The 25,245-nt window shown below is 39.6% G+C and carries 19 protein-coding genes; 7 read left to right on the top strand and 12 right to left on the bottom strand.

The window, feature by feature from the left end:
* The first annotated feature begins 35 nt into the window (after positions 1 to 35).
* The 3 genes from lacZ (at position 36) to CLV81_RS10675 (ending at position 5,626) form a co-directional block, all read left to right on the top strand.
* The gene (gene lacZ / locus CLV81_RS10685) at positions 36 to 3,281 is read left to right on the top strand and encodes a beta-galactosidase, LacZ type (RefSeq protein ID WP_106145125.1); all 3,246 of its coding nucleotides are present in this window, start codon (positions 36 to 38) and stop codon (positions 3,279 to 3,281) included.
* Positions 3,282 to 3,393: 112 nt separating this feature from the next.
* Positions 3,394 to 4,584, top strand: coding sequence for a galactokinase (gene galK / locus CLV81_RS10680; RefSeq protein WP_245911987.1), 1,191 nt, complete (start codon positions 3,394 to 3,396; stop codon positions 4,582 to 4,584).
* Entirely contained in the window at positions 4,577 to 5,626 is a 1,050-nt protein-coding gene (locus CLV81_RS10675) for a UDP-glucose--hexose-1-phosphate uridylyltransferase (protein ID WP_106145124.1), read from the top strand. The genes galK and CLV81_RS10675 overlap by 8 nt, the downstream gene beginning before the upstream one ends.
* A 281-nt stretch (positions 5,627 to 5,907) precedes the next feature.
* Here the strand turns inward: CLV81_RS10675 and CLV81_RS10670 are convergent, their stop codons facing one another.
* The 7 genes from CLV81_RS10670 to CLV81_RS10640 all read right to left on the bottom strand — a co-directional run bounded on the left by CLV81_RS10670 (position 5,908) and on the right by CLV81_RS10640 (position 13,935).
* Entirely contained in the window at positions 5,908 to 7,659 is a 1,752-nt protein-coding gene (locus tag CLV81_RS10670) for a patatin-like phospholipase family protein (protein ID WP_146129882.1), read from the bottom strand.
* A gap of 393 nt (positions 7,660 to 8,052) precedes the next feature.
* Entirely contained in the window at positions 8,053 to 9,555 is a 1,503-nt protein-coding gene (locus tag CLV81_RS10665) for a hypothetical protein (RefSeq protein WP_106145122.1), read from the bottom strand.
* A 16-nt stretch (positions 9,556 to 9,571) separates the two neighbouring features.
* Positions 9,572 to 11,113 (bottom strand): hypothetical protein, encoded by a 1,542-nt coding sequence (locus CLV81_RS10660; RefSeq protein ID WP_146129881.1) that lies wholly within the window; start codon positions 11,111 to 11,113, stop codon positions 9,572 to 9,574.
* Positions 11,114 to 11,213: 100 nt separating this feature from the next.
* Positions 11,214 to 12,434 carry a hypothetical protein gene (locus tag CLV81_RS10655; protein ID WP_106145120.1) on the bottom strand — a complete coding sequence of 407 codons (1,221 nt, stop codon included), beginning with the start codon at positions 12,432 to 12,434 and terminating at the stop codon, positions 11,214 to 11,216.
* A gap of 93 nt (positions 12,435 to 12,527) precedes the next feature.
* Entirely contained in the window at positions 12,528 to 12,875 is a 348-nt protein-coding gene (locus CLV81_RS10650) for a hypothetical protein (RefSeq protein WP_106145119.1), read from the bottom strand.
* On the bottom strand, positions 12,872 to 13,336 hold the full coding sequence (locus tag CLV81_RS10645) for a hypothetical protein (RefSeq protein WP_106145118.1): 465 nt from the start codon (positions 13,334 to 13,336) through the stop codon (positions 12,872 to 12,874). The genes CLV81_RS10650 and CLV81_RS10645 overlap by 4 nt, the downstream gene beginning before the upstream one ends.
* Positions 13,333 to 13,935, bottom strand: coding sequence for an N-acetylmuramoyl-L-alanine amidase (locus CLV81_RS10640; RefSeq protein WP_106145117.1), 603 nt, complete (start codon positions 13,933 to 13,935; stop codon positions 13,333 to 13,335). Before CLV81_RS10640 ends, CLV81_RS10645 begins: the two co-directional genes overlap by 4 nt.
* 510 nt (positions 13,936 to 14,445) lie before the next feature.
* On the opposite strand from CLV81_RS10640, the gene CLV81_RS20860 reads away from it, so the two are divergent.
* Positions 14,446 to 14,580, top strand: a complete 135-nt coding sequence (locus tag CLV81_RS20860; protein WP_281257996.1) for a hypothetical protein — start codon at positions 14,446 to 14,448, stop codon at positions 14,578 to 14,580.
* A gap of 56 nt (positions 14,581 to 14,636) precedes the next feature.
* On the top strand, positions 14,637 to 15,998 hold the full coding sequence (locus tag CLV81_RS10635; protein WP_106145116.1) for an exonuclease domain-containing protein: 1,362 nt from the start codon (positions 14,637 to 14,639) through the stop codon (positions 15,996 to 15,998).
* Between the two features lie 359 nt (positions 15,999 to 16,357).
* Here CLV81_RS10635 and aceA read toward each other — a convergent pair whose 3' ends face one another.
* The gene (gene aceA, locus CLV81_RS10630) at positions 16,358 to 17,635 is read right to left on the bottom strand and encodes an isocitrate lyase (protein WP_417935426.1); all 1,278 of its coding nucleotides are present in this window, start codon (positions 17,633 to 17,635) and stop codon (positions 16,358 to 16,360) included.
* An 82-nt stretch (positions 17,636 to 17,717) separates the two neighbouring features.
* Entirely contained in the window at positions 17,718 to 19,322 is a 1,605-nt protein-coding gene (aceB, locus tag CLV81_RS10625) for a malate synthase A (RefSeq protein ID WP_106145114.1), read from the bottom strand.
* Positions 19,323 to 19,449: 127 nt separating this feature from the next.
* Between aceB and CLV81_RS10620 the strand changes: the two genes are divergently transcribed.
* On the top strand, positions 19,450 to 20,925 hold the full coding sequence (locus tag CLV81_RS10620) for a helix-turn-helix domain-containing protein (protein WP_106145113.1): 1,476 nt from the start codon (positions 19,450 to 19,452) through the stop codon (positions 20,923 to 20,925).
* On the opposite strand, the gene CLV81_RS10615 is transcribed toward CLV81_RS10620, so the two are convergent.
* From CLV81_RS10615 to CLV81_RS10605, 3 genes are all read right to left on the bottom strand, one after another.
* Positions 20,922 to 21,698, bottom strand: a complete 777-nt coding sequence (locus CLV81_RS10615) for an aldose epimerase family protein (protein WP_106145112.1) — start codon at positions 21,696 to 21,698, stop codon at positions 20,922 to 20,924. The two genes, CLV81_RS10620 and CLV81_RS10615, sit on opposite strands and share 4 nt — an antisense overlap.
* Positions 21,699 to 21,700: 2 nt before the next feature.
* A complete protein-coding gene (locus CLV81_RS10610) occupies positions 21,701 to 22,681 on the bottom strand; it encodes a PLP-dependent cysteine synthase family protein (protein ID WP_106145111.1) in 981 nt (326 codons plus the stop codon).
* Positions 22,682 to 22,770: 89 nt separating this feature from the next.
* Entirely contained in the window at positions 22,771 to 24,012 is a 1,242-nt protein-coding gene (locus CLV81_RS10605; RefSeq protein WP_106145110.1) for an ABC transporter permease, read from the bottom strand.
* A 3-nt stretch (positions 24,013 to 24,015) separates the two neighbouring features.
* On the opposite strand from CLV81_RS10605, the gene CLV81_RS10600 reads away from it, so the two are divergent.
* The gene (locus CLV81_RS10600; protein ID WP_106145109.1) at positions 24,016 to 25,242 is read left to right on the top strand and encodes an exo-beta-N-acetylmuramidase NamZ family protein; all 1,227 of its coding nucleotides are present in this window, start codon (positions 24,016 to 24,018) and stop codon (positions 25,240 to 25,242) included.
* Positions 25,243 to 25,245 lie beyond the last annotated feature (3 nt).

Below are 25,245 nucleotides of genomic sequence, written 5' to 3'. Positions count from 1 at the left end.
TAAGTAGTCTTTAAAAGGGGACTACTTTTATTTTTATGAAAAAGTTCCATTTACTCTCGGTTCAAAATACCCTTTGTATTGCGTCTTGCTTATTGTTTGCAGTGCATGCTTTTGGCTTTCAACAACCTAATTTTCAAGTATTTGAAGACCCTACCATTACCTCGATGAATCGACTTCCTTCACGGAGCACTTCGATTTCTTACGAAACTGAAGCAGCTGCCCTTAAGGCTGATAGAAAAGCTTCTAAACGCTATAAATCCTTGAATGGAGATTGGAAGTTCAGTTGGGCGCCTATTCCCGAGCAAGCTCCGAAAGATTTTCATAAAGTTGGTTATGACGACACGGATTGGAAAACCATCCCTGTACCTTCCAATTGGGAGCTTCAAGGGTATGGAACGGCAATCTACACGAACATTCGCTATCCGTTCACACCCGTAAATCCACCCTATGTACCAGAAGATGATAATCCTACAGGAAGTTATCGCACCACTTTCGAAGTTCCTTTACAATGGAAAGACATGCAGATTACCTTACAATTTGGCGGGGTAAGCTCAGCCTTCTACGTTTGGGTCAACGGCGAGCAAGTGGGGTATGGACAAGATAGTATGTTGCCTTCAGAATTTGACATTACGCCGTTCATCAAGGAAGGACAAAATTCATTGGCTGTGCAAGTGTATCGTTGGAGCGATGGCGTATACCTAGAAGACCAAGATCATTGGAGACTTAGTGGTATCCAACGGGATGTATTTATTACCGCTTCTCCCAAGGTTCAGTTGTATGATTTTTTTGTAAAAACCAGACTTAATGACACTTACGAAGATGCCCAATTGCAAATTCGGCCAAAAATCAAAATCTATGACAACCAAAATATTGAGGATTGGTCGTTGGAAGCACAGCTTTTTGATGAAACGGGAAAAACAGTTTTAAAAGAAACCCTCACCAAACCAATCAAGGATATTGTATATGAATATTATAACCAAAGGGGAAAACCAAAATTTGGTTTGTTGGAAGCAAGTATCAAAAACCCTAAAAAGTGGAATGCAGAACATCCTAATCTGTACACGCTGGTCTTTTCTCTGAAAGATAAAGAAGGTAACATTCAAGAATATCGAAGCACCAAGATAGGCTTTAGAAAGGTTGAGTTGATAGACGGTGAATTGTTTGTGAATGGCGCATCGGTCCTGCTCTATGGTGTTAATAGACATGACCATGATCCGATTAAAGGAAAGGTCGTAGATGAAACCTTGATGTTAAAAGACATAAAGACCATGAAGCAGTTCAACATCAACGCGGTGCGAACTTCTCACTATCCCAACGACCCACGATGGTACGAACTCTGCGATGAATATGGCATCTATCTAATGGACGAGGCTAATTTGGAAACCCACCAACTGGGTGGATATTTGAGCAATCGTTCTGAATGGGGCAGTGCATTTCTGGAACGTGCCACCCGAATGGTAGAGCGTGACAAAAACCATCCTTCCATCATCTTTTGGTCATTGGGCAACGAATCCGGTTCCGGTCCAAACCACCAAGCTATGGCAGGGTGGATAAAGAATTATGACGACACCCGCTTTGTCCATTATGAAGGAGCACAGACCTTAAACCATCAGGGAAGTGAGTTTCTTAATGACCCCGATTACGTGGATATGATGAGCAGAATGTACATGCCCATTCAACCTATGGTAGACATGGCTAATCTGAATGATGACCCAAGAGCGGTGATTTGGTGTGAATATGCGCATTCCATGGGAAATTCCACAGGTAATCTATTCAAATTCTGGGATGCCATTCGCGCCAACAAACGGATGATTGGTGGTTATATTTGGGATTGGGTGAATCAAGGCTTACTACAAAAGACAGAAGACGGCATTCCCTATTATGCCTATGGCGGTGATATGGGAGATACCAAAATCAATGATAAAAACTTTTGTCTGAATGGCATCGTGGACCCTGACCGTAAACCACAACCTTCGCTTTGGGAGTGCAAAAAGATATTCCAACCTATAGCAGTAAAAGCTGTTGATTTGGAACAAGGACGTCTTATGGTAGTAAATCATCACGATTTTACCAACCTAAATCGCTACGACCTTATTTGGGAGGTGCAAGAGGACGGCATCAAAACACAATCTGGAGAAGTGAACAATCTGAATATTGCTGCCAAAGCTTCAAAAGAAATCGTATTACCCATAAAAAAACCAAGGCTTAAAGCCGGTAAATCCTATCATTTAACGGTTTCCTTTCTATTAAAAAACAACACCCCTTGGGTCTCTGCAAAACATGAGGTCGCTTGGGAACAGTTCAATCTCCCTTTTGAGAAGCCACTACCTGATTTTACCCTAAAGAAGAATGATCAAATTTCGGTGGATGAAACCTCAAATGGTATCTCATTTTCCACAAAAGATTTTGAGGCCAAATTCAAAAAGGAAACGGGTGCATTGACCGCATATATTTACAAGGGTGTCCCGTTGGTTACGGGAGATTTTATTCCTCATTTTTGGAGACCTACTACCGACAATGATCGTGGAGGTGGGCGAACGCCAAAAAAGCTTGCCGTATGGAAAGAAGCCAGCGAAAATCGAAAATTATTGTCCTTTAAAAACACTGAAGTGGATAAGGACCATCAACAAGTAGAAGTCTCCTATTCGCTTGCAAAAGGAATGGTCACCTTGAACTTGAAATATGACATTTTTTCGAATGGTGTTATCAGAATTGAAAATAAAGCCCAAATTGCAGAAGATGCGGAACTACCCATACTTCCCAAATATGGGATGCAGGTACAGCTTTCCAAAGAATTGGACGCTTTACAATGGTTTGGTCGAGGTCCCCATGAAAATTATAGCGATCGTAATCATGGAGCTGCAATCGGTTTGTATCAGGAATCTGTCTCTGAGGACTTTTATGAATACATCAGACCCCAAGAGAGCAGCAACAAGACCGATGTGCAATGGCTTACCATTAGCAACTCAAAAGGCCTAGGGTTTTATGTAGCAAGTGATAGTAACGACTTAAGTGTAAGTGCATGGCCGTACACTACCAAAGATATTGATGAAGCCTTGCATACCTATGACCTTAAACCGCGTGATTTCATTACGTTGAACCTAGACCTTGCTCAAATGGGTGTTGGAGGCGATGACAGTTGGTCTAAGAACGCTTTACCACAAGAGGAGTTTAGGGTTCAACCAGAAAATCATCAGTACAGCTTTGTGCTTATTCCGATTGAGAATGCACAAATTAAGCAACGATATGCCCTTCCTGGTGAGGCAGCAAAAACAAACTAAATATTTTACCTTTTTTAAGTAACCTTATGAACATATTTTGTTTTTCAGGACTCGCTAAAACAGGTGAATTGATACTCACTTTAGCTACTTTCATTTATGGATACTTTGCCCAATGATTGAAATGCATTACTCGAAAAAACTTAACGAAGAAGTACAACAAAAATTCAAAGAGCATTACGGAAAGGACTGCGGATTGCTGTTTTCTCCCGGGAGAATTAATATCATTGGTGAACATACCGATTACAACTCCGGATTTGTAATGCCAGGAGCCATTGACAAGGGTATCCATTGTGCTTTTGCAAAGAACAATTTGAACTCCATCCGAATGTATTCTTTGGATTTTGACCAGGAGCTGATTATAAGCACGGACCACACGGAACCTGTTGCCACTCAATGGGCAAATTACATTTTGGGCGTCTTTGCCATCTTAAGGGATAAAAAGCTTAAAGTTTCGGGTTTTGATATGGTGTTCGGAGGAGATATCCCGATAGGGTCTGGGCTATCTTCTTCAGCAGCTTTGGAGAATGCCGCAGGGTTTGCCTTGAATCAACTTTTCGACCTTCAACTCAATAGCGTAACCCTTGCAAAGGTGGGGCAACAAGCAGAACATGAATACGCAGGTGTACGTTGTGGTATCATGGATCAATTTGCAAGTGCTTTGGGAAAAGAAGACCACGTACTTCAACTGGATTGCCAATCATTGGAATTTGAATACATCCCAGCCCATTTTGGTGAGTACGAAATCATATTGTTCAATTCGAAAGTAAAACATTCACTGGCCGAATCAGAGTACAACATGAGAAGGGCAACATGTGAAGAAGGTGTTCAACTGTTACAAAAGTTCTTTCCCCAAGTGAAAAGCCTAAGGGATGCTACTTTGGAAATGTTGGAACAAGAAAAGCACGAGTTTTCTTCGGAAACACTCAACTGCTGTTCGTATGTAATTGAAGAAAACGAAAGAGTAAGCCAGGCCAGTGAAGCGCTCAGAAAAGGACAATTACAAAAGCTTGGCTCATTGTTGTTTGCCTCACATCAGGGCCTTTCAGAAAAATACCGTGTGAGTTGTGACGAACTGGATTTTTTAGTAGATCTGGCCGCCGTGTATCCAACTATTATCGGTGCTCGAATGATGGGTGGTGGTTTTGGGGGATGCACAATAAATTTGGTCAAAAAAGCCGCTAAAGAAAATATCATTCATGACTTCCAAAAAGCTTACCGCGCTAAATTTCAGATAGAACTGGAATCTTACGAAGTACGATTAAGTAAAGGAACCCATATTATCAATTCACAAAACTATGAGTGATTTTAACTTAGCAGACCATCCCCACAGACGCTATAATCCATTATCAGGCGAATGGGTTCAGGTTTCTCCCCATAGGGCAAAACGCCCATGGCAAGGTCAAGTGGAAAAGGTTTGTGAAACCAATAGACCTACTCATGATGCCAGCTGTTATTTATGCCCAGGGAACACGCGCGCCAATGGCAAACAAAACCCAAATTATGAGCACACATTCTCCTTTGTGAACGATTTTGCTGCCTTGCAACCCGACATTCCTTCAGGAAATGTAAACGAAGATTCACTTTTTATAGCTAAGAGCGAACGTGGGATTTGCAAGGTTATCTGTTTTTCTCCAAGACACGACTTGACCATCCCTGAAATGGATTTGCCTTCCATAAAAAAAGTAGTTGATCTTTGGGTGGAAGAATACGATATCTTGGGCAAACTTGATTTTATTAGTTATGTACAAATTTTTGAGAACAAAGGTTCAGTAATGGGTTGTTCCAATCCACATCCCCATGGACAGATATGGGCACAGGAATCTATCCCGGATGAACCCAAAAAGAAAGGCGAGCAACTTTTGGATTATTTTAATAAACACAAAAAAACGCTTCTACAGGACTATCTAGCAAAAGAATTGGAAAAAAATGAGCGTATCCTATTTGAAAACGATCATTTTGTTGGTTTGATTCCGTTTTGGGCCATTTGGCCCTTTGAAGCTATGATTATTAGCAAACGTCCTGTAGCGAACCTCCTAGGATTCACAGAAGAAGAGCGGGCTTCATTAGCAGACGCCTATAAAACGTTGACCACCTTATACGACAATTTATTTGAGGTCTCTTTTCCATATTCCGCAGGTATTCATCAAGCCCCCACCGACAATCAATCACATCCAGAATGGCATTTTCATATGGTTTTTTACCCACCATTGCTCCGTTCGGCCACAGTTAAAAAGTTTATGGTAGGCTATGAAATGTTGGCAAATCCCCAACGGGATATCACACCTGAACAGGCTGCGCAAACACTTAGATCACTTGACCTTGAACACTATCGGACAAGAAGGTAAATGCAAATGTCCCATTTTCACCATGTACCATAGGGTTATGTTTTTTTAGCAATCCCCTCCGGTTTCTCATTCAGTTTCATCTAACTAACCTTTTTTGGAACAATAACATTCTTAATTAAGCAATGAACGTAATACTAGATTTGTGCCTATTTGAGGTTGTGTAAGGACTCGAACCTTGTTTTCTCGGATGGGTTAACCTATTTGGAGAGCGAAATTTCCAAGCACCTCAAAATACCTTTATTTAAAGGGCTTTTGAACTACAGGTTCTAGTCCCTCCAGGTCTATGTCTCAGGATTAAATAGACTATTGTGCAGAAAACCAGGGTCATCTTTAAATTTCATCCAATCTTCTTTTGTCTTGTTATATAAAGCTTCCAGTCCATTCTTTGCCTCCCGGTCTAATTTTTCAAACCCGTTCCCTTTTGTGTATATAAGCTTATCCAAATAAATCATTAGATTCTGACAACAGGTGACTTGTCCACTTATTAACAAGGACACTAAAATTTCATTTAATTTATCACTATCCGTAAACCACAGGGTTGTTCCAAAAGTTGCGGCTTCGTCTATATGGCCCACAAGTTTTTCTCCCATAATCTCATCGTAGTCATTACCCTTGAGCATGGAAAGGTTTTTAGACGCCTTGCTATAATCTTCTTCAATCTTCTTTTTGAAATCTAATTTTGTAAGTTCTTTGACCAGACAGGTCATCCTTCGGTAGCTATACGCATCATCTTCATAAATTCGATTATAGTGCAATCGACGGATTTGTTTTAGAAATACTGTAGGCAGAAGTAATTTAAGGGAGTTGAATCTATCTAAAGCCAATATTTCCAAATGCTTCAACTTGAAGTGTTCCAACTTAAATGAAGGCAGACGTTTCTCAAAAAAATCAGGAATCAATTGTTTTAGGTAATTCCAAGTGTTGTTCACCCTTACCTTAAGCATGGACTTAAGAATATGGTAAATCACTATGGTACCTATTCCTATTCCTGTGATTGAAATACCAACCCCAAAACGCCATGTAAGAAGCTCAATATCCAGCAAAGCGAAAACCAATCCGGCCAAGGTGAAAAACCACAACGAATAATAAAAGATTCTTTTCTTTCTCTCGTAAGATGCTAAAAGCTGATTTATGGTCATCTCACGAACCTCTCCAGATTTTTCTGAAACAAAGGAAAAAGCATCGATATAAGGAGAAGATACATCGCAAATCATGATAAGGTCAAATTGGTGCTCTTTTGCATTATCCTGAAAATCTTCTATACTACTGATTCCTTGATTGTCATATATCCCACCGTCCATTAATCCAATGGAGGTGCCTTGGTAACCGCTATGGGATTCAAAATAACTGTTATGCTCAGAATCAGGGCCAAAAAAATCACTCGGCATTGCTATGGGCTCAAACCCGCCAGAAAATGCAGAAGAGGAGGCAACAATATCACTTAATCTGATTTCGTGGTAAACTTGTTTTTTAAGGTTTAATTCATAGGCCCCGACATAGCTCTGCCTGGCTCCCTTAGCAATTTGAAAACGGAATCGGAGTCCTTTCTTGAATTCCGTAGCATTAAAGCAAACATACTCCAGATGGGATTTGTTCCAAATACCGTCCAAGTCTCCTAAACACATCCCGTTTGTAAGGGATTCGTCATATAATTCAGCAAAGGCGTTTATTAAATTCTTTCTTTTATAAGTATGATTCCATACACCATCCTTGCTCACTTTTTCCAGCCCCTCCTGAACAAGGTCTTTCTTTGACAACCATCCAAGAAGAGTGTTATAAATTGTTTCAAAATTTAGTCCTTTTGCCAACATGGACGAATAGGTGACGCCAGTAATGGTTCCCCCCGAAACTGTGGATATGGCCTTCACATGGTTTAACAGGGTATTCTCGCCATACTTGACGGAATTCAGGTATGAAAGAATCCCCAGCTGAAAAACGGCAGAGCGATACCCTCCTCCAGACATACAAATGGCTATTCGGTTTAAAGGGTTATTTGGTATCCGGGGTTCTTCTTTTTCTCTTTTTTTCTTCAAGTCCTAAGTTCGATTTTTGCTTCTGGCATAGCATTAAAATATCCAGATTTTAAATACCTCCTACAAATAGTAAACTTCGTAATCACAGATAAGCTCATACGGATATGGACCTTACTATTTCCAATATTCCTTCTTCTTACCGGCAATAGCTGGTTGATTACTATCTAACCCCCAAAACATCCATATATTAAGGAAAGAGTTTTTAGAGGAAGGCATCAAGCAACTGGTTTCCTTAAAATTAGATGATTATTCTTTTCTGACAAATACTATTGATTACAATTATAATAGATGTAAGTATTTTAATATTCAAATCTCCACAATATCAAAAGAGTTTTTAGCTAGTTCTTCTAAAAGGGTATGATTACCAAATGATCATGGTAGTTTATGCCATTTTCATACATAATCAGCATTTTTAATTGGAGTTGGAAAAGCTTCCAGCTCTTTGGAGACTACCCCGATAAGTTGAAAAGATTCCTGTTCGGCTTTTTTTTGAGAAGCAGTTTCGGCAGTTTTAGCTCTAGGAATTGAAGTTATTCTTCTAGAAGTGGAGGGCACTGCTCTGCTTCGTGCCGTTTTTTTTATCGGACGACTTCTCAATGGTTTTCTATTCCCTAGCGATCTAACCCTCCCGGCCAACGCCACAAATTGTTTTCGTTTTTGATTAACCACTGGTTTTGCTCTTCCAGACTTTCTTTTTCGGTTCAGTTTGGCCCCTACATCTAAAACGGTGTGCCTATCCAAGTTAAGTGCTTTATTCACCGAGTGAAGCTTAAACTTCCCTGTTTTGTCAAGACTATCCGAGTCTATGATAAATGGGCCAGCAGATTTCTTGGCCACACTTTTTACCAACTCCTTATTCACATGCAACGCTTCTGGCGCTTGAAATTCAACATTTCTGATAAAAATGAGCTTACTGGTAAATCTAGGGATAGCAATATCTTCTTTGCTCAAAATGTTTATATCCCAGAACGGGGATTCCAAAAGGGTTTCATCAAACCACGCTCTGGTTATGCTTGCAAAGAGCAACTCGAAACTAATAGATTCTACAGCCAAATCCGAAAGCTCTTCGGAATCAATAATGTCATTATATGTTTCGGTCTTCATTTTTTCCAACAAATCATGTATTTCTTCTTTGCCAATTGTGATTTTTTTCCACATAAAATCATCCCCTTTATAAAGATTGTTTGGCGTACATGAGGTCAAATAAAAGTCTGAACCCGTTCCGGCATGTGTACGAACCAAGGTTTCTAATTGTCCTTTGGTCTTCACCAACTTGTTCAGGAATCTTTTGAACTCATCCTTAATGATTCCCAAGACCTTTATTTCTGTCTGTTCTTTATTTCCATTCAGTTTCCAACCGGCTTCGGTTTGCTCCAATTCCCTCTGATTCTCTTTTAGCTGCGCTTCTATTTCTTGCTGATTCAGACTGCTGGGTTTTTGAAGAAGATTATCCCTCGTCCTCATGAGTTCGGTCCATTTCAAATGATACATTCGGTAAGTATTTTGAGATTTTCCGCCGATTGCACTCAGTGCTTTTTCAAAAATGGGATGACCGCACAACATTGCAGTGTTCAATGTATCAACATCAATTAATTTAAGGGTCTGGACTATATTTCCATATGGAAAGAACAAATAGTCCTGTTGGTCCGATATTGTCCAATAGTTCTTTTCCTTGGGAATGGTGTTTGCAATCTGTGAAAATTCCAAAAGCTCATCCATATATTTTTGCGCATTTTCAGATGCAGAATTTGAGTCTAGGAACAAGAAATCATCATAAGTGAACCCAGTGGAAAAGGGAGAAAAAATAAGTCCGTATTTCTCCCTATCCTCATTTTTAATTTGGTTCTCAAAAAAATCTTCCTTGATTTTCTCGAATATGGTAGCTAATTGGAACATTTAATACTTCTGGAAATTAAACCCACTCTGAAATATTTGCTTTTGGGTCCGGGGATTTTTTAAGGACATGGCACTTAAAGCCAATCAGCTGCATTCCCTTTATTTTGATTCCCTGCGATTCGCTTTGGGATTGCATATTCCGTTGTTGTTTATGAGTTTCATAATGGCCTCCTGCATGAAAAGGACCCCAAGAAATGCTTCCCCCTCCACCAGCCTTATCCATCTCTGCTTTAATCCGGGTATTGCGCTCACCAAAGTGTAAATGAAGGTCTTTTACGAATATGGCTGTGGTCGTGAATGCGGGTATCATACCTTCTGGCGGAGAAGCACCATCTGAAACCATATTGTCTTTGAACTCTGTATTGTTTTGATCAAATCTCCAATATTTACTTGTCAAAAAGTTTATTTTGAACCACGGTCTACTAATTGGCACTTGACATATTTTGAATCGAAGTTTGAACGTGGAAACGTCTATTTTTTTGGAAGTTTTTCGTTTCTCTCGACTTCCACGTCCACCAATGCTCAGGGCGCCCAAGGATAGAGAACCTCCGCCTCCACCTTTTTTGGAATCGAATTTATAGTTTGAAGCAAAATCACTTTTACCGAAACTGAATTCTGTCCAACCATTATCGGTTTCTGCAAAACCTCCCGGCAACAAGGATGTGTAAAAGAAATCTGAACCCGAAGAAGGTCCGGTCAGTCTTGCCTTATCAAAATCATCCAAATATTGTTGTTTTAGAGTAAGCATGCTTCTCCCTTCTACCTGAGCGATGTAAGCCGCAATTTGGTCATACTCTTCTTTGTATCCATTGGTAATCCAATCATTTTTGGCGGCCATTACCTTGCTTCTAAGGATACTGGCATTCATTGCCCAAAAATGGACGGCAGCAGGGTCTTTCCCCGCAAGCGCATTTACTCTATGGTTGTTGTACTCCAGAGCTATATTGAGATAATTCTGTAGTTTTTCATTATACTTCTTCACCAATGCAGTCTCTTCCAACACTTCCTCCTCTTCCTCAGTAACAAGGTTCTTTTTTATTTTTTTCTCTTGAAGCAGTCCACGTAAACGTTCAATCTTTTTCTTGGTTTTTTCATCAGGCTCAAAGTTTGCAACTTGACTGAACTTTAATATATGCTGATATGCCAGACTGAGGCTGTTTTCCTGTTCCCATTTATTCATGGTGACCTTACCTTTTACCCCGCTGGTATCTGGAATCATATCACATAGTCTTGATAGATTCTCCGCTTGCATGTATCTACGGGTTACATCTTGAGCCAGAAGCTGATTTATTTCTTCTGCCGTTTTTTCCCTAGGTTCTGGAGAAGGCTGCTCCCCTTGTCGAACTCTCCTTCGCTGGGGTTCATGCTCTCTATAAATACCCGTAAAGCCAGTGGACAGAAATTCCAATTCTTCCTTTGGAAAAGGCATCCCAACTGGTAACCAGGCCAAATAATTATCATCCGATTTTGGGACAACATCATCCCCATTTGTCAAAACGTCATAGAGTTTTCCTAAAACAGAATTCATTAAAACCTCTGGTAACACTTCTTTATCCATTATCATGTATTTATCTGTTAAACTTGGTCCTAAAGCATAGGACTCATTATGTATTTGTCAATTGTCCCTAATGAAGCAGAGGTTTTTTTATTCCAAGAGTTCACACGGTTTCAGCCGGCAACGCCTGTTCCATTATCAGATAAAGACAGTTTGCCGTCATCGCACTTTCTCCCCAATAGGTCTGATGTGTTTTAAAACTCAATATTTTTAGGTGCTTCCAAAGACCGAGAGTTTTGGTATTTATGAGGTTGTATGGCAAGTTTTTAATTGGAATACCCAATTCTCCTATATTTAGGAAGTTTGCGCCGTTCGAGGTCGAGATATCATAGTTTGATGATAAAATATCCGTATCCGAATATATGTTATACCAACTTTCGAGTGCGATATCCTGAAAGGTTCCGCGGTTTTTAAAGTAATCAGGATAATACGTAGAGATGAAATCATAAGGGCATCTTATCGTCACCACTCTCTTTATTTCATTCGCCATGCGATAATTTGGGATATTGCCATACGGAAATATGGAATCAATAAGAACAATTCCACCAAAGCCGTAACTATGCAATTCAAGAGAATCGGGATTATCCTCTTCCAAAACTGCTTCGACCAAGCTTTCCACTTTACCGGTAAGCTCCAATTTATTGTTTCCCATGGTCAGATACGAATCCATGCAGAGAAAATCCGTGGCTTTTTCAGAAACAGTATTCCTAAACTTAGGAAAAGCAACGGTCACAATAGCTAGGCCTGCCGTTATCCAATGGGAGACAGCGACCCATGGCGCTATTTTTTCATGTATTGTTCTGGATAGTTCCGAATCTTTTGGAAGCGCATTTGTTACAATATCGGTAATCGAAGTAAGTACCGCAGGAAACAATATCAAAGCAAAGATGGAAATCAACAACAAGAAAAATAGGAAGTATAAAATCTCCAATTTCTTTTTTCCACTAATGGTATTTTTTAGAAAAAATGCTTTCATCAGTGTTCCCGTTTTTGAAAGAAGGATTATTAAAACAAGTCCCAGCTTTTGAATGGCATTCTTTTTTTCAAACTTTTTGGTAAAATTCTCATCATATGAGCATTCATAGATTTTACAGACCTCAACCGCCTCTTCCTTGTTTTTTGAGTTGTATTCAAATATGGATGTGACAGAGGTGGTAAAGGTTCCACCAAGACCAAAATGAAAATCTTCCTCTTCCAAATAGTATTTTTTGAACCTGTCCCAATCCATTCTATCCATAGAGTACAGATATCTTTTAGCGTACTCTTTTGCGGAATCACTATGCTTTTTTCCTAAAACACCAGGTAAGTAGATTATTGATTTCATGGACAGCTTGCTTTTATTGTGAGGGTATGCTTTAGGGATGGAAATTGTATCTATGTTTTAATCCTTTTTCTGAAATTGATTATTTTCCATTGTTCATATATTCTTCTTTACCAAACTCTTACCAATATCTAGAACGGCCTTGATAGTATTCTTTCTTAGTTGCCTTATCCTCATTTTTGAAACACCCGCTTTTTCAAGTTCATTAAAGACAAACAACTCTTTCTGACTTTTAACCAACCATTCATATTCATCCAGAGTTATTTGTTTTTTCGAAAGTAGTGTAGTCCATCTTTCAAGCTTGTTTTTGGATGCCCGCATGAAAGTTTCTATGTCTTTTTTGGTTTCCTCTTTAAAATTCACATACTCTTTTCCAAAAATTTGAAAGAGTACTGTTTTTACTTCATTTAATCCCTCCGTTATGTCTATTGGTTTTTTAATCATTGACTTCCTAGAATTAGTGTCTGAAGGTTGTTTTTGGTTTGAGTATCTTTTTTGAGTTCAAATTGTATTAAGAGATTCATTGCTTCTAAGACCTGGAGTTTTGCCTCCTCTACAAACAGCGGAGAAAATTGGCCCCTATCGTTCCATCTATGTATAAATCCACCAATAAAAGATTTGCTTTCGTCTTCGAACATTTCCCACATTCTAGATGAAGTTTCATTATTTGCCTTGTTTCTCTCATACTGTGCCATTTCCCTAATTTCAATGAGTAGATTGTTGGCTTCTTCCTTATGATTTTCATATGGCTCTGTAGCCTTATCCATAATCACAAGTATCTTGGTTCTTAAATCAACAGCCCTTTCATAGGAGTACTGATCGTAGGCGGCTACCTTTGTGGAGGTGCAGTTTACTAACAAAACACAAATTCCAATTAAAGGGAAAAACGTTGAGAATTTTATCATGTATTGAATACTTGCTGTTTTACCTTCAAAATGGCATTCAAATGATACTGTGCTATCTTATCCCTTCCTTGGCGTGTCATTAAAATAGATTTGCACTCTTGTTCATTATCCATGAAAAAGCTTTCCGTCAAGATTGATGGCATTTTGGTGTGCGTGAGCACGTAAAACCTTTGCTCTTTATCCAAATCGTTGTCAGTATGGTCCGCTCGAAGTGTTTTATCAGGAAAAACGTTCTGATACTCAATTCCAAAAATCTCGGCTATCTTGTCACTTTTATCATCACCTGGACTCGTGAATACTTCAAAACCACACCCTCCTCCTGAATTTGAATGGACACTTAGATAAAAACATGGTGCATTGGCATAGCGATTTGCTCTTTCTACCCTGGTTTTCAAGCTTACATCGTGATATTCTGGTGCAATGTTTACGTAATTGACCCCTAATCCCGTTAAAGCCTCAACAATTCGGTTCACTACAGCACGATTAAACTCTCCTTCAAATAACTGTGACCCATCCTTCCAAATTGGACTTCTTTTACCTGGTGTTTGATAAACACCTTCGATTATCCCCCCATGTCCATTGTCTAGAAGTACCAACATATACTTCGCTTAGTAGTTAAATTAAAACTGTTCTGTTATGATTTAAGTCTTCAGATTATACGCTAACCTTTAATTGCATCAGGCTACCATCGCTGCTTTTGGGAGGTTGTGTAAGTCATAACAGCGAACACGGTGAAAGTAAAAATTGTAACTAAATTACTGACCTTGTCTTTGAGGGATGACCTTTTTCAATGGATGGATGGTTTCTTTGGATATATGATTCCGTTTTTAGTGAGTTGATTTTACTTAAATGATCGTATTGGATGGTTACATAGGATAAAAGTTCGCCAAACTATAAGATAAAAATTAACTCAATTCCTTGGTTTATAACGTTTAACTCACTCTTTTACTCGACCAAGCAACCCTTGCAGATTTAAGAAAAATAGGTGAAGGACCACATTTTTCGGTAAAACAAATAAGGATTACCGTTTATCCGAACTTCTTTGCTTTAAGCGATAGTTTTTAATCCGGTCATAGTGTGTTATCACCTTTGATTTAAAGTAATCCCCTATGAAAGTCTTATTACTTCGTGCCAAAAAAGAATTTTCCGTTCAGGACAACCGCGTAGCAGCTATTAGTTGTCTCATTATTTCCATTACCGTATTCTTCATCATGTCCGTGTTGGGTAGGAACATACTGCTGTAACAATCGCTTGACATTTTTGCCTTCTTGTATCGATATTTTCTGGCTAACTTAGTCATGTGTACACTATAATCGATATAGAAACCACGGGAAACGGTATCAAGGGCAACCGGATTACCGAAATTGCCATATTCAAGCATGATGGTCAAAAGATTATTGATGAGTTTACTTCTCTGGTGAACCCTCAATGTCCCATCCCATATTTTATAACCGGACTTACGGGCATTGACAATCAGATGGTTGCCAATGCGCCACTCTTCTCCGATATAGCAGATACCGTGTTGAATCTTACCCAAGACAGCATCTTTGTAGCTCACTCCGTTAATTTTGACTATGGAGTCGTTAAAGAAGAATTCCGACAACTGGGAGTAGCTTTTGTTCGCAAAAAATTATGTACTGTCCGTCTATCTCGAAAACTGATTCCTGGCCTACGGTCTTATAGTTTGGGAAAACTATGTTCTTCTGTTAACATACCGCTTTCAGACCGGCACCGTGCCCGAGGGGATGCCCATGCTACCGTACTGCTTTTTGAAAAGCTCTTACAAACACCCACTTCACAAACCGTATTTCAAACCTTTTTACATGCGCGAAGCCAAGAGGCAACACTTCCACCACATTTAGACAAATCTGAGATTGATGCCATTCCTCAAAAACCTGGCATCTACTATTTCAAGGATAGAAATGGCACTATTATTTATGTGGGCAAAGCCATCAACCTAAAAAAAAGAGTCCTCGGTCATTTTTATGACAAAAGTGAAAAGGAGATTCGATTGTGCAGAGAGACCGCCCACATCGATTTTGAACTCTCTGGAAGTGAATTAGTGGCACTTTTGATGGAATCTGCAGAAATCAAAAAGCATTTTCCATTGTACAATCGAGCGCAAAAAAGGAATATCAAACAATTCGGAATATTCTGTTATGAGGACCGAAAGGGCATAAAACATTTGGCTTTCAATACCTTAAAACACATTCAACAACCTATAAAAGTGTTTTATAACCTGACTGACTGTAGACTCTTTTTAAAACAAATCTGCTCGACGTATCAATTATGTCCGAAATTCTGTCATCTGCAATTGACCGAATCGAATTGTTCTTTTTATGAAAGTACTTCTTGTGAAGGGATTTGTTCCGGGAAGGAGCAAATAGACGGCTACAATGAAAAAGTAGACAAAGCCATAGCTGATTTGGCCAAGGAAAAGGCCGGTGTGAAAATTCTAAAAGAAAAAGGAAGACATGTAAACGAGAACGCCTTTGTACTTGTTGACGATGGGCAATATAGAGGATATGGTTTTATTGAAGATACCTTAGAAATTAATTCCAAAACGGACATTGAAGCTTTCCTTATTCCTCAAAAAAACACGCTAGAGACACAGCGTATTGTGGAAAGTAGAATGTCAAAAATAAAGTGTTTGGAATTGTAGATTGATTGAAAGAACTACACTTTCTTTTTTATTCTTCGATACATTTTTACCATGAAAACAATCCACGCAACAACTATTAAAGCTGCAATGCTGATATAGAGAACGATGACATCCATAAAGTAGATTAAAAATTAAAAGCCCCTACACCAGAATCCCGAAGGAAATCGTATTGTTTCTAAAAGAAAAGTTCTAAGCAAAATGGCTGAACAGAAAAATCCAAGCTGTATTGCTTAATGCAAAATTAACAAGAAAAAAGACATCAAATGTTAAAAAATTATGATTTTTTTAACTTTTTTGTTTAAGTAAAATAAATGCCCCTTTTGACAGGGGCATTTACAAACCAACTAAATTAGAATGCATCAGAATTGAGCGGTCTCTGTGCTTCCTTTCATAGCTACCGTACTGGATGTACCTGAGGTAACAATATTCTGGACTGTATCGAAATAACCTGTACCTACAAATCCTTGATGTTTTACGGCTTTAAATCCAAACTCCTGCAATCCAAACTCTCTTTCCTGCAATTCGGAGTAACCTGCCATACCTCTTTCCTTGTATGCCTTGCTAAGCTCAAACATACTCGTATTGAGCGCATGGAACCCGGCTAGGGTAATAAATTGGAACTTATAGCCCATTTCGGCCAATTCCTCTCTAAACGTCTCCATCTCTTTCACACTTAGTTTAGCTGCCCAGTTAAAGGATGGTGAGCAGTTATACGCCAGCATTTTATCAGGGTATTGTGCGTGAATACCTTCGGCAAACTTTCGTGCTTGTTCTAAATCTGGAGTGGAAGTCTCCAACCAAATTAAATCAGCGAATGGTGCATAACTCAAACCTCGGTCTATTCCTTGCTCCAGACCATTCTTCACGTAAAAGAACCCTTCCGGAGAACGCTCTCCCGTAATGAATTTATGATCTCTCTCGTCAATGTCACTGGTGAGCAGATTGGCCGCGTCTGCATCCGTTCGCGCTATAATCACCGTGGGAACTCCCATAACGTCTGCTGCCAAACGGGCTGCAATCAGTTTGTTCACCGCCTCTTGAGTGGGCACCAATACCTTACCTCCCAAGTGTCCACATTTCTTGGCAGAGCTCAATTGATCTTCAAAATGAACTCCTGCAGCACCACTTTCAATCATGGATTTCATCAATTCAAAAGCGTTCAGATTTCCTCCAAAACCTGCCTCAGCATCAGCAACAATGGGAACTAAATAGTCTTTCTTGTCTTCGGTACCGTTTACTACCTGAATCTGATCGGCTCGAAGCAACGCATTGTTGATTCGTTTTACCACCATAGGAACACTATTGGCAGGATAAAGGGATTGGTCAGGGTACATTTCGCCAGACAAATTTGCGTCTGCCGCCACTTGCCATCCACTCAAGTAGATGGCCTCAAGACCAGCTTCAACCTCTTGAATGGCCTGATTTCCGGTTAATGCACCTAAACCTGCCACAAAATCCTGACCGTTCAGTTTATCCCAAAGCTTCTCAGCGCCCATTTGGGCTATGGAATAATCAATTTCATAAGACCCGCGCAGTTTTATTACTTCTTCTGCCGTATAAGGTCTTTCAACTCCTTTCCATCTGGGATTAATCGTCCAATCCGTCAATAACGCTTGAATCCTTTCTTTTTTTTCCATAATTTTAATTTTTCGAATTTGATATGAATCCCATGTAATGTTCGCGCATTCTTGGGATTTTTTAGTTGTTGATAATACTTGTTTATGCGATTTCCCGATAAGCTTTTAAGGTTAGAAACTCTTCAAATTCCCTACTTCTAACCAGCTTATCAAATAGTTCAAATGCTTTTTCAAATTGTGTGTTCCCCATGTTGGCCTCACCCACTAAATGAATGATTTTTTCTTTCTCTTCCTCAAAAATCTTTGAGTACAGGGCATCGTTGAATTTTCTACCATCCTCAAGCTGAGCATTAAACTTGAGCCACTGCCACAACTGGGTTCTTGATATTTCGGCGGTTGCCGCATCTTCCATCAAATTATACAATGCAACACAGCCGTTGCCTCGCAACCAAGCTTCCAAATACAGAATCCCAACATTCATGTTTTTACGAATCCCCGTTTCCGTAATGGTTCCTTCAGGGATAGCAATCAAGTCTGATTCCAAAATGACGTCCGTTTCCCTCAATGCTGTTTCTATTTGATTGGACTCAGGCATGTGCTTGTTGAATTCATTCATGGCAATGGAAACCAATCCTGGATGGGCCACCCAGGTACCGTCATGTCCATTTAGCACTTCCCTTTCCTTATCCAAACGTACTTTCTCTATAGCAGCTGCGTTGGCAATAGGGTCGCTTTTAATTGGAATTTGAGCCGCCATTCCTCCCATGGCATGAATGCCTCTTTTATGACATCTTTGAATAACCAAGCGGGAATAGGCGTCCATAAATGGAACGGTCATGGTTACTTGGTCCCTGTTGGGCAAGATAAAACTTGGGTGGTTTCTAAATTTTTTGATGTAGGAAAAAATATAGTCCCAACGTCCACAGTTCAACCCAACAATATGATTTTTTAATTCATAAATAATCTCATCCAATTGGAAGCTAGCAGTGATAGTTTCAATCAAGACGGTTGCCTTAAAAGTTCCTACCGGTACGCCCAGGTATTCTTCAGAAAAAGTAAAAACTTCATCCCACCATCTTGCTTCCAAATAGTGCTCCAGTTTTGGCAAATAGAAATAAGGTGCTGAACCTCTATTCATTAGTGTTCTTGTATTATGGAACACATAAAGAGCAAAATCAAAAAGGCTTCCCGATGTTTCCTCTCCATTTATCAAAACGTGACGCTCATTTAAGTGAAGCCCACGAGGTCTTACCAACAGTACTGCTACTTCATCATTCAGTTTATAGGATTTATCTTTTTTCGAATCGTAAAAAGATATCTTCCGAGTATTGGCATCAATTAAATTCTGCTGCCCCTGAAGACAGTTGTCCCATGTTGGAGCATTACTGTCCTCAAAGTCTGCCATAAAAGTCTTGGCTCCAGAGTTCAGGGCATTAATGACCATTTTTCGTTCTACCGGACCGGTAATCTCAACCCTACGGTCAAGCAGGTCTTCCGGAATATGCTTTACCTGCCAATCGGTATTTCGGGTTTCCTCAGTTTCCAGTGGGAAAGAAGGCATAATTCCACGATCGAACTTGGCTTGCTGTCTCAAACGCTTATTCAGTAGTTGTAAACGTTCCCTATTGAACTTTTGATGTAGCTCAATAACAAATTCCAAGGCTCCATCCATAAGTAGTTCTGGATAGTAATTGGTCACTTCTTTTGAAAACTGAAGGTTGGTGGGTGATGCTATAATATTTTCCATGACAAACTGATTTTGTTCATACAAGGATAAATCAAAGTTTTGAAAAAAACAAGCGAACGTTCGCTAAATTATATAAATACGCTATTTTTACATTATTCGCAAAATAGCCTATATTTGATTGCGAAAAATGGAAGAAGAATACATCAAACTTATCTTTGGATTAAAGCTCAAGCAGATTAGGGGGCGAAAAAACCTATCCCTGTTTGGACTTTCCAAACTTACCGGACTTTCAAAATCGTATTTAAACGAGATTGAGAAAGGAAAAAAGTATCCGAAAACGGATAAGATTGCACTACTGGCAGAAAAGCTGGAGATACCGTACGACAATTTGGTATCCTTAAAACTGGACAAAAATTTAGCCCCAGTCGGAGAATTGCTTCAATCCAAAATCCTTAAAGAATTACCTCTTGACCTTTTTGGCATTAAGGAGAGTGACTTAATTGATATTGTGGCCAATGCCCCAGCTAAGGTCAATGCCTTTATCAGTACCATTATTGAAATTGCCAAACATTATGATTTTGGAAAAGAAAGCTTCTTCTTGGCTGCGTTACGATCATACCAGGAAGCCAACCAGAACTTCTTTCCTGAATGGGAAGCTGCTGTGGTGAAGTTTGCAGAGGCATATCAAATCAACTTGGATAAATCAGTTTCTTCCAAGGAATTGGAAGAAATACTCATAGAGGAGTATGGCTATACCATAAATAACGAAGACCTAATAAAACATAGCGAGCTCGACAATCTTCGTTCCATTTTTGTCCCAAAAACCAAAACGCTACTTATAGCCGACCATGTTGATGAGGCTCAACGCACCTTTATATATGCCAAAGAAATAGCCTATAACTATCTGGATATCGGTGAACGTTTATACACCTTCACATGGATTAAGTTTGAAAGCTTTGACCAAGTACTGAACAACCTAGCGGCCTCTTATTTTGCAGGTGCATTGATTATTCCCCGAAAGCTTTTGGGACAATATCTTGACCGGTTTTTGCAAAAACCCAACTTCGACAAAACCTTTTTGGCTCGTATGACCAAACGTTTTAATGCCTCTCCTGAGTCATTATACCAGCGTTTGACCAACATACTCCCTACCGATTATAAAATGGAAAATCTCTTTTTTCTGAGGTTTTCCCATCAAAAAGGAACCCAACGTTTCGATATTACCAAGGAACTCCACCTAACACATCAGCATTCGCCACATGGCAACGAAACCAATGAAAAGTATTGCAGAAGGTGGGCTTCCATACGAGTATTGCAGGAAATTGAAAAAACGGGAAACGAACACCATATTCAGGTTCAAATCTCCCACTACCCCAATGACCAACTTTCATATCTCATTTTCGCATCGGCTACCAAAGACCCTTTTAAAAAAGACCTCTACCGAAGCGTCGGTATTGGTTTACTCATCAATGATCAGCTGAGAAAGAAAGTGAACTTTTTAAATGATTCCTCCATAGCCACTTATAATGTAGGGGTTACTTGTGAGCGTTGTCCCATTTCTGATTGTAAGGAACGTATGGCTCCACCATCTATCTTAGCACGAAAGGAAAAGGATGCTAAAATAGATACTGTTGTTGCAGAACTCAACCAAAAATTTAGTTAGATACTTATCGACAAAAACACCTTAAACTGCGCCTTCTCTTTTAGTTGTTGAAAACCTTCGTGTAGGTTTTTCTCTTCAACGGCATAGGGATAAAAGCTTATAGGTTCTATGCAGACCATGTTCCTTACCTCAGTCCAACACATAAAGTGACCAAAACCTTCGGTAGAAATGGTAATTTCCCCTTTGTCCTTTAGGGTGATAGACGTACAGTTGGCAACTTGCAACGCTCTGCTTCCAACAGCCAAAACCTCATCCAAAGTAATTTGTTTTTCTCCGGCAATGATTGTTGGTTTATCCACGTATAACTTAAACGCTGGATGATACCCTAGCATAAAAGGCATCCCTTCTTCCCCTGTAATTTTGAAGGAGATTTCAAGTCCTTCGGAAGTTAGCGTATAATGCTTTTCGAACTCGAAATCATAGGGCCATATCAAATACTCAGCATCCGATTTTTCAGGATACTTTTTGTTTTTAACAGGAGTATCTGCCACATACACTTTTTTAAAAACAGCATGCGTATCACTGATGGAAACTAAATCGTAGTCCATTAGTCGCAGATGACCATGTTGGTCCATTACCCCATTGCCTTTAGGTGTTTCCACAAGATAGTTGGCTTTTGCAACAGGACCAATGATGGGAAACATCTCGGTATCGGTACTGCCCCAGCCAGGACTTCCTTTTTGGTGGATGTATTCATGACCATTAACCTCAAAACCTACCAATTCTCCCGCATCGATTCGGACAATTTGATTGTCAAGCACTAATTTTTCCATAGCTATTTAATAAAGCCTTGTTCACGCATCCAGTCGTCATTGAACATTTTTCCTACATAACGACTTCCATGATCATGAAACAACACGACCACAACATCATCTTCTTTAAAGTGTTCTTTTAACTGCAATACTCCTTTGATTGCGGCTCCAGCTGAATTTCCCAAGAACATTCCCTCTTCTTTTGCCAATCTCTGGGTGTAAACGGCAGCATCTTTGTCGGTCACTTTGGTGAAGCCATCTATAATATGAAAATCCACATTTTTAGGGAGGATATCTTCGCCTATACCTTCGGTGATATAGGGGTAAATCTCTTTCTCGTCAAAAATCCCGGTCTCATGGTATTTTTTAAATACTGAGCCATAGGTGTCCACTCCCCAAACCTTTACCCTAGGATTTTGTTCCTTAAGGAATTTTCCAACTCCAGATATGGTTCCACCGGTTCCAACCCCAACAACAAAATGGGTGACCTTACCATCCGTCTGTTCCCAGATTTCGGGACCCGTACTCAAGTAATGTCCTTTGGCATTGGAAGGATTATCATATTGATTGACATACCAAGAATTTGGAATTTCCTCTCCCAATCTTTTTGCCGTGGAATAATAGCTTCTCGGGTCATCTGGTGCAACATCGGTTGGACATACATGAACCTCGCTACCCACTGCCTTTAAAATGTCGATTTTTTCTTTGGACTGCTTGTCCGTTGTGACACAAATCATTTTGTAACCCTTAACGATTGCTGCCAAGGCCAAGCCCATCCCTGTATTTCCGGATGTTCCTTCAACAATGGTTCCACCCGGTTTTAATCGTCCATCAGCCTCAGCGTCCTCAACCATTTGCAAGGCCATACGGTCTTTTACAGAATTCCCTGGGTTAAACGTTTCATATTTTGCAAGTACCAAACAAGGTAAATCAGCAGTCAATTTATTCAACTTAACCAAAGGGGTGTTCCCAATGGTTTCTAAAATATTTTTTGCGTATTCCATAATCGGCACAAAGATAGTTTTTTGGGAAGGTCAACCATCTGTTTTAAGAGAAATTGCTGTTGATTATTATGAAAAATCAGGAAAAGCCATTATTCAAACTTCATGGCCTTAACAGGGCTTATTTTTGTGATGATATAGGAAGGTATCAGCAACATCAACAAACAGAGCAGCATAACTCCTAAGTTCAACATTATCACGGTAGGAACATCTATAAATATGGGTATGTATTCAATATAGTATTCTTCAGGATTTGGGAATTTAAAAAGACGATAACGATGCTGAACATACAGCAAGGATAACCCTATGAGATTGCCCCAGAACAAACCAATGGAAATCAAATAGGCCGCATTGTACAGAAACACCTTTCGGATACTCCAATTCTCCGACCCCAAGGCTTTTAAGACACCTATCATTTGAGTGCGTTCCAATATCAATACCAAAAGTGCCGTAATCATATTGATTCCCCCAACAATGACCATTATGCCAATGATGAGCGCAATATTGAAATCGAAAAGTCCTATCCACTCGAAAATGCGAAAGTATTTTGATTTGATATTTTGGGTATCCAGACTTGAGATGGTCTTTCCATAAATCTCGTTGGTCTTTGCTTCCATTTCATCAAAATCGGAAAGGAAAACCTCAAAATTACCAATCTGGTTGGCCTTCCATTTATTCATGCGCTGAATATGTCGGATATCCACAAAAACATAGGTTGCATCAAATTCTTCAAAACCACTGTCATAAATGCCAACAATTTTAAATCGACGATTGTTAGGCACTTTGGAAGGATCATCTTCCTTTAGGAAAAAGGAAAAAAAAGAGTCTCCTACCTTCAATTGCAAGCGATTGGCCATTAAACGGGAAACCAATACCTCATCGTTGAGTTTACCTGTATAACTCGGTAATCGACCATCTACAAGATACTCTTCAAAAACAGTCCAGTTGTAGTCAGTGCCTACGCCTTTTGCAAGCATCCCTTCAAAGGTATCTTCGGTGCGAATAATGCCTCCTTTGGTTGCGACGGCCTGTACGTGGTCAATTCCTTCCGCAATATCAAAATCGGGATAAAACTCTTGTTCCAGCGAAACAGGCACCACCGATACTTCTGATGCATTATTGTCGTAGTTGGAGATTTGAATATGACCATTGAACGCCGCCACCTTCTCGCGAATCTTATGTTTAAGCCCTACCCCAGTGGCAATGGCAATGAGCATCATAACTATACCAATGGCAATAGCCGTAATGGCAATTTTTATTATAGGAGCGGAAATACTAATTTTATGTTCCTTTCCTGTAATCAGGCGCTTGGCAATAAATAGTTCTAAATTCAACGGATGCCCAATTTATCGGTTCTCAAAAGTACATTTTTCTGTTTGTTTTTGCTCATTTCTGCGTGCAAAGGAAGAACCCAAAACCAAGACACCATTGTCGCGGTTTCTGAAAAGGAAACCCACAAGAGTATCATTGTAGCAGCCAATAGAACCAGCCAATACCTTCCCTTGCTAAAAAATAAAAGTGTAGCCATTGTTGCAAATCCCACCAGTGTTATTTTCAAGGATGAAGGATACACCCATTTGGTAGATTCACTGCTTTCCCATCAAATCGAAATCAAAAAAGTATTTGCACCCGAGCATGGATTTCGTGGAAAAGCAGATGCCGGCGAGTTAGTGGCCGATGGGTTAGATAGAAAAACAGGGTTGCCGATTGTTTCCCTTTATGGGAAAAACAAAAAACCTTCAAAAGAGCAACTTGAGGGTTTAGATGTTGTTGTGTTCGACATTCAAGACGTGGGAGTACGGTTTTATACCTATATCGCAACCTTACAATTGGTTATGGAAGCTTGTGCAGAAAACAACGTACCTATTATTGTTTTGGATAGACCCAACCCCAACGGACATTATGTAGATGGACCCACCATGCAAAAAGAGCATATTAGTTTTTTGGGAATGACGACGATACCTTTGGTATACGGAATGACTGTTGGTGAATATGCACAAATGCTAAATGGAGAGAGCTGGTTGTCCGATGGAATAAGAGCTGACCTAACCGTTATTTCTTTAGAGAACTACACACACCAAACTCCCTATTCTTTACCTATAAGGCCTTCACCCAATTTGCCCAATGATATTTCTATTAACTTATATCCAAGTTTAGGCCTTTTTGAAGGAACAAATGTTAACGCAGGGCGAGGAACAGAATACCAGTTTCAACGCTATGGGGCTTCATTCTTGGATAGCATGGCCTACGATTTTAGTTATATTCCAAAACCTAATTTTGGTTCAAAATATCCTAAGGAAGAAAACAAAAAGTGTTTTGGAGAAGACCTCTCTTCTCACAACAGGATGAATTCCATTTCCCTTAAATGGCTCATTGAAGCGTATTCAAATTCTGTGGACAAATCAAAATTCTTTAAAACGGATTCGTTCACCAAACATTCAGGAACTTCAGAGCTTCAAAAGCAAATTGAGGCAGGTCTTTCTGAAGAAGAAATTAAAAAATCTTGGTTGGAAGAACTTGTAACCTTTAAACAAGTGCGCAAAAAGTATTTGCTTTACGAATAGTTT

It is taken from the genome of Flagellimonas meridianipacifica (assembly GCF_003001695.1).
Taxonomy (GTDB): Bacteria; Bacteroidota; Bacteroidia; order Flavobacteriales; family Flavobacteriaceae; genus Flagellimonas; species Flagellimonas meridianipacifica.
This window is presented reverse-complemented; position numbering and strand designations above follow the sequence as displayed.